7 protein-coding genes and 1 rRNA gene are annotated in these 12,602 nt (G+C 62.3%); 6 read left to right on the forward strand and 2 right to left on the reverse strand.

Annotation, left to right across the window (positions count from 1 at the left end; all coding sequences use genetic code 11):
* Window positions 1-29 precede the first annotated feature (29 nt).
* Window positions 30-3,974: an ATP-dependent RNA helicase HrpA gene (gene hrpA / locus G520_RS0113000; RefSeq protein WP_028536045.1), complete on the reverse strand. Its 3,945-nt coding sequence runs from the start codon at window positions 3,972-3,974 to the stop codon at window positions 30-32.
* Window positions 3,975-4,288: 314 nt separating this feature from the next.
* Window positions 4,289-6,358, reverse strand: a complete 2,070-nt coding sequence (gene pta / locus G520_RS0113005; RefSeq protein WP_028536046.1) for a phosphate acetyltransferase — start codon at window positions 6,356-6,358, stop codon at window positions 4,289-4,291.
* A 368-nt stretch (window positions 6,359-6,726) separates the two neighbouring features.
* Here pta and G520_RS0113010 point away from each other — a divergent pair, with 368 nt between their 5' ends.
* The 6 genes from G520_RS0113010 to G520_RS0113035 form a co-directional block, all read left to right on the forward strand.
* Complete coding sequence (locus G520_RS0113010) at window positions 6,727-7,830, forward strand: aromatic ring-hydroxylating oxygenase subunit alpha (protein ID WP_028536047.1); 1,104 nt, start codon at window positions 6,727-6,729, stop codon at window positions 7,828-7,830.
* Window positions 7,831-7,970: 140 nt separating this feature from the next.
* On the forward strand, window positions 7,971-8,543 hold the full coding sequence (locus G520_RS0113015; protein WP_028536048.1) for a COMM domain-containing protein: 573 nt from the start codon (window positions 7,971-7,973) through the stop codon (window positions 8,541-8,543).
* Between the two features lie 23 nt (window positions 8,544-8,566).
* Window positions 8,567-9,463: a DMT family transporter gene (locus G520_RS0113020; RefSeq protein WP_051229383.1), complete on the forward strand. Its 897-nt coding sequence runs from the start codon at window positions 8,567-8,569 to the stop codon at window positions 9,461-9,463.
* A 78-nt stretch (window positions 9,464-9,541) separates the two neighbouring features.
* Entirely contained in the window at window positions 9,542-9,898 is a 357-nt protein-coding gene (locus G520_RS0113025; RefSeq protein WP_028536050.1) for a SpoIIAA family protein, read from the forward strand.
* 76 nt (window positions 9,899-9,974) lie between these two features.
* Complete coding sequence (locus G520_RS0113030; protein ID WP_028536051.1) at window positions 9,975-12,266, forward strand: Tex family protein; 2,292 nt, start codon at window positions 9,975-9,977, stop codon at window positions 12,264-12,266.
* 262 nt (window positions 12,267-12,528) lie between these two features.
* Window positions 12,529-12,602 (forward strand): 16S ribosomal RNA (locus G520_RS0113035); the annotation flags it as partial.

A 12,602-nucleotide genomic window follows, 5' to 3' on the forward strand; every position in this document is an offset into this window, starting at 1 on the left:
TGTATGCATATGTCTTTGTCGTGGCGCGGTCATGCTTTCGGCAGCTCCTGCCACGCTTTCTGCAGGCGCTTGAGCGAAACCGGGAACGGTGTTTTCAGCTCCTGCGCGAACAGCGACACCCGCAACTCTTCGATCAGCCAGCGGTAGTCGAGCAGGGCCTGCCCCGGCGCGGCGCGTTCTTTTTCCAGAGCCACGCGCTCGCTCCACTGTTGCCACAGGGTGCGGATTTCTGCCCCGCGCTGTCCATCGCGCTGCGGGTTCGCCACCTGTTTGTCCATGCGCAAGCTCATGGCCTTCATGTATCGCGTCAAGTGCGGCAGCTGGCTCCACGGGGTGGCAGCCAGGAAGCCCGGGTATACCAGCGCATCGAGCTGGTTTTTCAGCTCGCCCCCCAGTTTGTGCTTGCCGAGTCTGGCGTTCAGCGTCTGGTACTCGGCCGCGATCTGGGTCAGGTACTGTGTGACGGCCTGGGTGACGGCAGGCAGGCGCGTGCGTGCGCGTGCCTTTTGCTCATTGAACTGCTTTTCGTTGCGCGGCAGCGCATCCTCGCCGATGAAGGCGCGGTCGCAGATTGTGGCGATGGCATCGGCCAGCAGAATATCGGCATTGGCGACGGCGCGCAGCTGTAGTGCAATCTGGGTCATGCCGGGCAAGCCGCGCCCAAGCTGCTTCATATGCTCCTTCAATTGCAGTGACAGAAGTTTCACCACCCCGGCCCGATGCGAAGCCTGGGCCGCCGTTTCGGTATCGAACAGGCGCAAGGCGATGCCTTGCTCCTCGACCGCGAGCGCAGGGTAGCCGGTCAGTTGCTGCCGGCCGCGGGCAAACTGGATGGCCGCGGGCAGTTCGCCCATATCCCAGCTCTCGATGCCCTCGCGCTCGAATTCGGCCGAGGTGTCACGGAAGGTCAACTGCGCGGCCTGGCCGAACTGGCGCTGCAAGGCCATCAGGTCGCGGCCCATGCCGATTTCCTGGCGCCCGTCGTCTACGACGCGGAAATTGAACAATAGATGCGGCGGCAGTTCGACGCCGGCAAAGGCATCGGCGTCGGGCTTCTCTCCGGTTTCGCGGATGACGAATGCCAGCAACTGCTGCGTCAGCGACTGTTTTTCGTCGGGGGCGGCCGATAGAAACCGGGTGACAAAGTCGGGGACCGGTACGCAGCTGCGGCGGATCTGCTTGGGCAGTGCCTTGATCAGCATTTGCAGTTTCTCGCGCACCATGCCGGGGACCAGCCATTCGAACGGCGCCGGGTCGAGCCGATTGATGATGGCCAGCGGTAGATCGACCGTCACGCCGTCGAGCGGGTGCCCGGGTTCGAAGCGGTAGCGCAGACGCAGGCGGCCATCCTCATGCGGCAACCATTCCGGGAACTGATTCTCTGTGACGTGTTGAGCGGCGTGACGCATCAATTCTTCGCGCGTCAGGAACAGGCGCTCCGGATCTTCTCGCTCGGCGGTCCGGCGCCAGCTTTCAAAAGTGGCCGCGTCGACCACCTCGGCCGGAATGCGGTCCGAATAGAAGGCAAACAAGGCCTCCTCGTCGACGAGTACGTCCTGGCGGCGGGCCTTGTGCTCCAGTTGTTCGATCTCGCGGATCAGACGCTGGTTGCGTTGAAAGAACGGTGCCTGACTGGCGTATTCCATCATGACCAGTGCGCCGCGTATGAACAACTCGCGCGCGTCGGCAGGCGCAATGCGGCCATAGCTGACCGGGCGGCGTGCAACGAGCGTCAGGCCATACAGTGTGACGCGCTCGCTGGCGACGACTTCGCCGCGATTTTTATCCCAGTGCGGATCGAAATAGTGCGACTTGACCAGATGAGGCGCCAGTTGTTCGACCCATTCCGGTTCTATGCGCGCGACGGATCGCGCATAGAGACGGCTGGTTTCGACCAGTTCGGCGGCGACCAGCCACTTCGGCCGCGCTTTTTTCAGTCCGGAGCCGGGGAAGATGAGAAAGTGCGAACCACGAGCGGCGGTATAGTCATCGCTGTCCGGCGATTTCATGCCGATATTGCCGATCAGGCCGGTGAGTAGAGCCTTGTGCAGGTGTTCATAGGCGATGGCGTCGAGCGCCTGGCGCTTTTTCGGCGACACCGGCTCCGGCTTGGGCGTTTCGCCTGTCGCGTCCGCGTGGAGGGCGGCGCGGTGGATCAAGCCCATTTCGGCGGCGATTTCGCCCAACTGTCCGTGCAGCTCGCGCCACTCGCGCATGCGCAGATAGGACAGGAAGTGTTCGTGACACAGATTGACCAACTGGCGCGTTGATTTTTTATGCTTGAGTGCGTCGTCGAAAAAATCCCACAAGGCGAGGAAGGACAGGAAGTCCGATTTGTCGTCGACAAAACGCGCATGTGCGCGTTCGGCGGCATCACGTGCTTCGAACGGGCGCTCGCGTGGGTCCTGGATCGACAGCGCCGCCGCCAGTATCAAGGTTTCGCGCACGCAGCCCTGCTCGCGTGCCGCGAGCAACATGCGGCCGATTTTCGGGTCGACCGGGATCCGCGCCAGCTCCTGGCCTATGGGGGTGAGGGCGCTCTTGTCGTCGACGGCGCCCAATTCGGTGAGGATCTGATAGCCATCGGCGACCAGGCGCGAAGACGGCGGCTCGAGAAAGGGGAAGGCATCGATATGGCCGAGGCGCAGCGAGGCCATGCGCAAAATCACGGCGGCAAGGTTGCTGCGCACGATTTCCGGATCGGTGAACGCCGGCCGGGCATTGAAATCGTCCTCGGCATAGAGGCGCACGCAGACGCCGGCCTCGACCCGGCCGCAGCGGCCGGATCGCTGGCGGGCGGCGGCCTGCGAGATTTTTTCGACTTGCAACTGTTCGACCTTGGCGCGCGGGCTATAGCGCTTGATGCGCGCCTGGCCGGTGTCTACCACATAGCGGATGCCGGGTACGGTCAGCGAGGTCTCGGCGACATTGGTCGAGAGGACGATGCGGCGCCCGCCCGACGGCTTGAAAATGCGCTGCTGGTCTTCGTTGCTCAGCCGGGCGAACAAGGGCAGGATTTCATAGCCGCGCAGCCCCGATTTGCGCAAGCGTTCCGCGGTCGCGCGAATTTCACGCTCGCCCGGCAGGAAAACCAGTACGTCGCCCGAACCGAGGCGCGACAGCTCGTCTACGGCATCGACGACAGCGTCTTCCATCTCCATCTCGCGTTCGTCCTCGTCGCGTTCGGCGAGCGGGCGATAGCGGATCTCGACCGGGAAGGTCCGGCCCGAGACTTCGATCACGGGAGCGCCGTCGAAGTGACGGGAGAAGCGGTCGGCGTCGATGGTGGCCGATGTGATGATGACTTTCAGGTCGGGGCGGCGCGGCAACAACTGTTTGAGGTAGCCGAGCATGAAATCGATGTTCAGACTGCGTTCGTGCGCCTCGTCGATGATGATGGTGTCGTACGCTTCAAGGTGGCGGTCGGTCTGCGTTTCGGCCAGCAGGATGCCATCGGTCATCAGCTTGATCGCGCTTTTTTCCGATAGCTTGTCGGTAAAGCGCACTTTGTAGCCGACGACTTCGCCCAGTTGCGAATCCAGTTCCTGGGCGATGCGGGTCGCAACCGAGCGCGCGGCCAGCCGGCGCGGCTGCGTGTGGCCGATCAGGCCGACCACGCCGCGTCCCAGTGTCAGGCAGATTTTGGGGATCTGCGTCGTCTTGCCGGAGCCGGTTTCGCCGCAGACGATCACCACCTGATGGCGGTCGATGGCGTCGCGGATCGCCTCCAGTTTCTGGTTGACCGGTAGCGCGTCGTCGAATCGCGGCGTCGGCAGCGCGGCGCGGCGGGCTGCCGCGCGTGCCGAGGAGCGCGCGATGGTCGCCGCTATGTCGGCAATCAACGTGTCGGCCGGCTGCTGTCGCTTGATGCGTTCGCCTGCGTCTGATAATTTGCGGCGCAGGGCGTGCCGGTCCCGGATCAGGCAGGAAGACAATTGGGCCTTGAGTTGGGCCAGATGCTGTACTGAGGTCATCGGGAAAAGAGCGGAGATTACTGAAAGGCCAGAGTATACCAGAGCGGTGGCGGCCTGCTTTCCCCCGCGTCGCATAAAGCCCCGGCTTCATGCGCGCCTCATGCATCGCGGGGCAGGGGGCGCTTGAATCCGCAGACGGGGCCGCGCAGACGGCGCTGCGGGCTGCCGAGAACCGCCATGTCGTGCCGTGCGTCCGCCCTGCGCGCGGTGTAGCACATCGGCGTGGGCTAAATGGCTGACGGGATAAAAAAACCCGCCAAATCTGGCGGGCGGGGTGTGGCGCACGTGTCAGCGACGATGAGTCGAACAGGAACTCAGCACGCTTGTAGCGCGGTCAGCGCGATGGTGTAGACGATATCGTCGACCAGCGCGCCGCGCGACAGATCGTTCACCGGCTTGCGCAGTCCTTGCAGCATCGGTCCGACGCTGACCACGTTGGCCGAGCGCTGCACCGCTTTATACGTCGTATTGCCCGTGTTCAGGTCGGGGAAGATGAATACGGTGGCGCGGCCTGCGACCGTGCTGCCTGGCGCTTTCTGGTTGGCAACGCTTTCTACCGATGCGGCGTCATACTGCATCGGACCGTCGATTTCCAGATCGGGCCGCTTCTCGCGTGCGATGCGCGTGGCCTCGCGCACTTTTTCCACGTCACTGCCGCTGCCTGAGTTGCCGGTAGAGTAGGAAATCATCGCCACCCGCGGAACGATGCCGAAGGCGGTCGCCGAGTCTGCCGACTGGATGGCGATATTGGCCAGTTCTTCCGCGCTGGGGTCGGGATTGACCGCGCAATCGCCGTAAACCAGCACTTGTTCCGGCATCAGCATGAAGAAGACGCTGGAAACGATACCGGCGCCGGGGGCGGTCTTGATCAGCTGCAGGGCCGGGCGGATGGTGTTGGCGGTCGTGTGTACGGCACCCGAAACCAGGCCGTCGACGTCGTTCTGGGCCAGCATCATGGTGCCGAGCACCACGTTGTCTTCCAGTTGCTGCTCGGCCAGGGGAGCGGACAGTCCCTTGCCCTTGCGCAATTCGACCATGGGGGCGACGTAACTGGCGCGCACATCGTTGGGGTCGATGATTTCCAGGCTTTCTGGCAGCACGATGCCCTGGGTTTCGGCGATGCGTTCGATCTCGCCGCGATTGCCCAGCAATACGCAGCGGGCAATGTGTTTCTCATGACAGATGGCCGCTGCCTTGATGGTGCGCGGCTCGTTGCCTTCGGGCAGGACGATGCGGCGATTGGCCTGGCGGGCTTTTTCCATCAACTGATAACGGAAGGCCGGCGGCGGCATGCGCCGTTCGCGCGGCTCCGCGCTGCCTATCTGCAGCAGCTTGACGTCAAGGTGCTCGGCAACGTGATCGATGACCCGCTCCATCCGCTCCAGATCGTCGGATGGCACATGGCGCTCCATATTGGTCAGCAGACTGCTGGTTTCGAAGGTCGCGGCCTCGCTCGAAATGACTGGCAGCCCGCTTTCAAAAGCGTGCTGGCACAGCTGTTGGATGCGCGGGTCGGGTTTGGAGTCGCAGGTCAGCAGCAGCCCTGCAAGCGGTACGCCGTTCATGGTGGCCATCGCCGTGGCCATCACGACATCTTCGCGGTCGCCGGTGGTGACGATCAGTGCGCCCGGTTTGAGCAGATGAACCATGTGCGGCGAAGTCCGTGCGGTGACCACGATGCTGCGTACCCGGCGCGTCCTGAGCTCGCCGGCGTGCAGAATCTGCGCCTTGAGCAGGTTGGCGATGTCCAGCGTGCGCGGTGCCAACAGTTCTTTCTCTTCGGTGATGGCGCCGATCAGTTTGAGCCGGGTCTCTTTCATCAAGGCACTGGCGCTGGCAATGGCGGCATCGAGCGCCATACGGTCCGCACTCTTGGCGACCCGGTTCAGGATGTAGCCGGCAATCTGCTTGATGCCGAAGGCCTGGATGCTGAGGTCGAGCTGTTCCGCGATCTCTTGTGCGCTCAGCCCTTCGGCGCGGCTGACCAGAATCGTCTGCGCCTGCAGATTGCGTGCGATCTTGGTGTTCACATAGGTCGAAAAAACATGCTTCTGATCGGGGACCAGACCTTCGACAATCACGACATCGACGCCATCGGCCGCTTGCTGATAGAGACTGACGATCTCTTCCATCAGTTGGTCGACCTGACCCTGGCTCAACAACTGCTCGACGCGGTCCATCGCCAGAGGTTCCGGCGAGGGCGAGTGGCAGATGGCGCGAGCGAAGTGGCTGGAGCGCTCCAGGCTGGGCGAGCCGTTGTCCTGGGCGATGGGTTTGACGAAGCCCACCGACAGGCCCGCTTGCTGCAAAGAGCGCACCAAGCCAAGCGAGACGGAGGTTACGCCGGCATCAAACCCGGTCGGAGCCAGAAAAAAAGTTTGCATGTTCGAAATCCTTGTGCGGAGTCGTGTGCGTGGTGCCGAGTCTGCCCGGCATGGTGCCCTGCATGCGCGCGGGGAGCGGCTAGCGGCAATTTTGCGCCATGATATTCCACTGGGTGTTCTAATTCTTTGAGCGTGTTCAAATGCGGTGTTCTAAAACTTTGCTGTGTTGCACAAATGGCGCAATCGCCCCCGAGTAAAGGCTCGCAGCGATCACCGGCGCAGGCGGATACAGAAAATGCTTGCCGGGGGGGGAGGGGACGGGCAGAATGCCCGATTCAAAAATTGACTTGACAACGTACTGTGTTCCGTAGACTTGTTTCGGGCGGGATTCGGCTGTCTTATATCTTCTGCACGGAGGTGTGGGAATAATGTCTGATCTGGCTTTTCCGGTTTCTTCAGCGGCTGCGGCCACGCAACTGCCCATCGCCAGCTATTTCGATCCGCTTTGTTTCGACGAAGAACAGCGCCTGCTGTTCGAACGGGCTCCGCGCTACTACGGCCATCGGCTGATGGTGCCTAACGAGGGCGACTACCACACGCTGGAATGGCTCGGGCACGGCAAGATGCTCAAGCGCGCCGGCGACGATGTCCTGCTGCTATCCAACGTCTGTCGCCACCGGCAGGCGACCATTTATCAGGGGCGTGGCAATGGCAATACCATTGTCTGCAATCTGCATGGCTGGACTTACGATAAGCAAGGGCAATTGCTGGGCGCGCCGCATTTTCCTGAAACCCCGTGCCTGGCGCTGGAGCGCACGGAACTGGTGGACTGGAATGGTCTGCTGTTCGACGCCCGCCGCGATGTGGCCCGCGATCTGGGCCGCCTCGGCGTTGCCCGGCACATCGATTTCAGTGATTACGCCTACCACTCGACGCAGAGCACGGACTACGCATTCAACTGGAAGACATTTATCGAGGTGTACTCCGAGGACTATCACGTCGATCCCTTCCATCCCGGGCTCGGGCAGTTCGTCGACTGCGGCGATCTGCGCTGGGAGTGGGGCGAGTTCTATCATGTTCAGACCGTTGGGGTGAAGAGCCGTCTGGCGCAGCCGGGGTCGCGTGTTTATGGCGAATGGCATGCCGAGGTGTTGCGACGTTTCGGCGAGAGGATGCCTGATTTTGGTGCCATCTGGCTGAGCTACTATCCAAATGTGATGGTGGAATGCTACCCCCATGCGCTGGTGATCAGCGTCGTGATCCCGCGCACCGTCGAGTCGTGCACGGTGGTGACCGAGTTTTATTACCCTGAAGAAGTCGTCTATTTCGAACCCGAGTTTGTCGCGGCGGAACAGGCAGCCTATTTCGAAACCGCTCGCGAAGACGACGAAATCTGCCTGCGAATGCACCAGGGGCGCAAGGCGCTGTGGCAGGCCGGCCGCAGCGAAACCGGGCCGTACCAATCGCCGACCGAAGATGGCATGCGTCATTTTCATGACTACTACCGCCGCGAAATGGGCCTGCCGCGCTAGCGCGGGCAGGCCCGGGCGGTAATAATTCGCCATGACGCCCGGTTTCGGGGCAGAATACGGGGGACCGTCCCCCGGCCCGGGGGCGGCTTCCTGGGTGCGAAGCGTGTCGCGCCCCGAGACTTGAGCCCGTACCCTCGAAAATGCCTTTATCAGTACGTTGGTCTGCCCTGCTGCTGCTGTTCCTGGTCGCTCAGTCCGGTGCCGCCGTCGCGCCGGACGCGCGCGTTGCCCATGCTCCGGTTACGACCTTCACTTATACCGATGCCGCGACCTTGCTGCGCCTGGCGGTGCCTACCGGTTGGCGCGTGCAAGCGGAAACGCTCAATGGCACGCGCCAATTGCGCGTGGTGCCCCCCAAAGCCGATCAGCGCGAGCGCGCGGCCATCGATGTCACCATTACCGTGCGCCGGCTTGCGCGGCGCGAGTCGCTGGAGCGGATGGCGCGACGCATGCGTACGCCCGATGACGATCGCGAGGCGGCCTTGCTGTTGAAGTTGAATGAGAAGGCCGGCCGCCTGACGGTTGAATATCGCGAAGGGCATTACGTATCCTCATCGCTGTGGATCGTGCGGCAGACCTTGCTGGTTGTGCAGCAGACCGACAAGTCCCATGTCGTCGAAGCACGCTGTGCGGCCAATGCTTCCGAGTACCGGACCTACCGTCGCTTTCTCGAAACGCTGTGCAATTCGATCGGCAAGGCGCGGCATAGCTGACCGACAACCATGACGAGCCCTGCATGACGACCCAGACTTATCACCCTTCCCCCTGGCTTCTCAGGTTGTGGCGCGTCCGCAGCGGTCATCTCGGCGCCGGCTGGATGGTTGTCGCCGCCTTGTTCTTTTCTCTGATGAGCCTGTTCGTCAAACTCGGGGGCGGCGAATTCGATCCGCTGGAGATTTTGTTCTACCGCACGACAATAGGGGCGATCGGCCTGTCCGGGGTCATGGCCGTACGCAGGCAAAGTCCGCTGACATCCAACTGGAAGGGACATGCGACGCGGACGCTGGTCGGTTATCTGTCCACGTGCGCCTTGTTTTATGCATTGACCCGGCTGCCGCTGGCGACGGCGGTGACACTGAACTACACCTCTTCGCTGTTCTTTGCCCTGACCTGCATGATCTGTTTGCGTGAACGGCCGAATGCCCGCGGCTTGCTGGCCCTGTTGCTCGGTTTTGTCGCCATTGTCTGGCTGTTGCGTCCGACTTTTTCCGCAGATCTCTGGCTTGCCGGCCTGATCGGCTTGTTTTCCGGCGTGGCGGCAGGTGTCGCCAATTTTCAGGTGCGTGAACTCGGGCAGATGGGCGAGGCGCCGTCGCGGGTCGTGTTCTGGTTCTTCGTGCTGTCTTCGCTGGCCGGGCTGGTCGTGGTGTTGTCCACCGGAGGTTTTCATTCCTTCGGCTGGCATGGCGCCGCCATGCTGGGAGGGGTCGGTGTCTGCGGCTTGCTTGGGCAGCTCGCCATGACCCGCGCCTATCGCGATGGCGGCAAATTCCTGGTGGCCAGTTTTGCCTATCTGACGGTCGCGTTTTCCGCCTTGTGGGGGTTTTTCTGCTGGGGCGACGCGTTGGGAGTGGACAGTCTGGCGGCGATCGGGCTCATCGTCTTGTCCGGCGTCATCTCCGCGCGCCGCTGAGTCAATGACGTTGGCGTGCCGGCACGCTAAACTGGAAGTGCTAGCAAGTCATTATCGAACGTAACCGGGAGTCGCAGCATGATCTCTATCCGCGAACAACACTATGGTCTGGATGTCGCGTTATTCAACGAGTTTTCCCTGGCCGATTTCAAGCTGTTCGAGGCGGCCCTGCTCAAGCGCGCGGGCGAGCGCGCCCGTCCGGACGTGCTGCTGGATTTGTCCGAGCTGAAAGACTTCACTCTGGATATGGCCCTGGAAGAATTGCGCTTCGTGCGGGCGCACGAAGAAGCGGTCGGCCGTGTCGCCATTATCGTGACCGATGTCTGGATCAAGCTTGCCGCGCACCTGGCCGGTTTGCTCACGCACCGCCATGTCAAATATTTTCCTTCGCTGGCGGCGGCTCAGGCCTGGTTGCAAGGGGGGAGCGACGTTTAAGGGCGGGTGGAGTCGATTTCCTTTCGGCGCGGCAGGCTGCTAGAGTAACGGGTTTCCCCTACTCCAGAAGATGCTGATGTTGCCAAGCATTTCCCGCCGCCTTGCGGCAGAACTGAATGTTCGTGAAAATCAGGTGGCTGCCACCATCGAATTGTTCGATGGCGGTGCCACCGTTCCTTTTGTCGCCCGCTACCGCAAGGAAGTCACCGGCGGTCTCGACGATACCCAGTTGCGCCTGCTCGACGAGCGCCTGCGCTACCTGCGCGAGCTGGACGAGAGGCGACTGGCGATACTCAAATCGATAGCAGAGCAGGGCAAGTTGCAGCCTGAACTGGAAGCGGCCCTGTATGCGGCCGACAACAAGACCCAGCTCGAAGACCTTTACCTTCCCTTCAAGCCCAAGCGGCGGACCCGGGCGCAGATCGCACGCGAAGCCGGGCTCGAGCCGCTGGCCGACCGTCTGCTGGCCGATCCGACGCTTGACCCCGAGACCGAGGCGGCGGGGTTCGTTTGCGAAGCGGTGGCCGATGTCCGTGCCGCGCTGGACGGCGCGCGCGCCATCCTGATCGAGCGATTCGCCGAAGATGGCGAATTGCTCGGGCGGCTGCGCGAGAAGTTGTGGCGCGAGGGTGAGCTGGCAGCGAATGTGGTCGCCGGCAAGGAAGAAGAGGGCGCCAAGTTTTCCGACTATTTCCAGCACCGCGAAGCGCTGAAGGATTTGCCATCGCATCGGGCGTTGGCCTTGCTGCGCGGTCGCAACGAAGGCGTGCTGCAGATTGCGCTCAAATATCAGTCTGACGACGTGCCGACAACGACGCGCAGTCCGTACGAGATGCTGATTGCCGAGCGCTTTTCCGTCGTCGATGGCGGGCGCGCGGCGGACAAGTGGCTGCTTGACGGCGTTCGCCTGTGCTGGCGGGCGCGGATGTTCCTGTCTCTGGAGCTGGAGCTGCTTGGACGCCTGAAGGATAAGGCGGACGGTGAGGCCATCCGGGTGTTCGCACGCAATCTCAACGATTTGCTGCTGGCGGCGCCGGCCGGTCTGCGCGCGACCATGGGTCTGGATCCCGGCCTGCGCACCGGCGTCAAGGTGGCGGTTGTCGACGCGACCGGCAAATTGCTCGAAACGGCCACAATCTATCCGCACGTGCCGCGCAACGAGTGGGATCGTTCCATTGCCCTGCTGGCCGCACTGGCCGAGCGGCACAAGGTCGAGCTGATATCTATCGGCAACGGCACGGCCAGCCGCGAGACAGACAAGCTGGCCCAGGAGCTCATCAAGCGCTACCCGGCGCTGAATCTGACGCGCGCGGTGGTATCGGAGGCGGGGGCGTCGGTGTATTCGGCCTCGGAACTGGCGGCGCGCGAATTCCCCGAGCTGGACGTCAGTCTGCGTGGTGCCGTGTCGATCGCACGTCGACTGCAGGATCCGCTGGCCGAGTTGGTTAAAATCGACCCGAAGTCGATCGGTGTCGGTCAGTATCAGCACGATGTCAATCAAGGGCAGATGGCGCGGGCGCTGGAGGCTGTGGTCGAAGACTGCGTCAATGCGGTCGGCGTTGATGTCAATTCGGCTTCGGTGGCTCTGCTGGCGCGCGTCTCGGGGCTGAATGCCACGCTGGCGGCCAATATCGTTGCCTATCGCGATGATAATGGCGCCTTCCGCGCGCGGCGCGATCTGAAGAAAGTGGCACGTCTGGGCGAGAAGACGTTCGAACAGGCTGCCGGTTTCTTGCGGGTGACCGAGGGCGAGAACCCGCTCGACGCCTCCGCCGTCCACCCGGAAGCCTATTCCCTGGTGGAGAAAATCGTTGCGGCGAGCGGTCGCGAGATCCGTTCCGTTATCGGAGACAGTGCCTTCATCAAGAGCGTGCGTCCCAACGATTTCATCGACGAGCGTTTCGGTTTGCCGACGGTGATCGACGTCCTGAAGGAGCTGGACAAGCCTGGACGCGACCCGCGTCCCGAATTCAGGACCGCGACCTTCCAGGATGGCGTGGAAGACATCAAGGACCTGCAGCCGGGGATGGTGCTGGAAGGGGTGGTAACCAATGTTGCCAATTTCGGTGCCTTTGTCGATATCGGCGTGCATCAGGATGGGCTGGTGCATATTTCGGCATTGGCGACGAGTTATGTCGACGATCCGCATAAAGTGGTCAAGGCTGGGATGCTGGTCAAGGTCAAAGTGCTCGACGTCGATGTCAAGCGCAAGCGCATTGCTTTGACGATGCGGCTGGACGATGCGCTCGATGCGTCGGCCCGCGGTGCTGGCCGGTCGCGCGGCGGTGAAGCGCGTGGCGGTAAAACGCCGGCCGCCGCCTCGCCCGAAACGGCGCTGGCTGCGGCGTTTGCCCGCCTGCGCAAGTAGGCGTCGACACGGTGCCCAAAGCGGGGCCGCGCCAGCGGTCCCGCTTTTTTTGCAAAAAGGCTTGACGGGTCTGTGGGGTGGCGGTATAGTTCGCCTCCTCAGCTGACGACGCAAACGAAACACGGCGCCGACAGCACTGCTCTTTAACAAAACGAACAACCGATAGGTGTGAGTGTCTGGCCGAAGCCGACACTTGCACTGCAAGAGAAGGACCACTGGTTCTTTAATCTTGCGTGCCAAAGTACGAAATTAGCTAAAGATTGAACTGAAGAGTTTGATCCTGGCTCAGATTGAACGCTGGCGGCATGCTTTACACATGCAAGTCGAACGGCAGCA

It is taken from the genome of Paludibacterium yongneupense DSM 18731, assembly GCF_000422925.1.
Classification (GTDB): domain Bacteria; phylum Pseudomonadota; class Gammaproteobacteria; order Burkholderiales; family Chromobacteriaceae; genus Paludibacterium; species Paludibacterium yongneupense.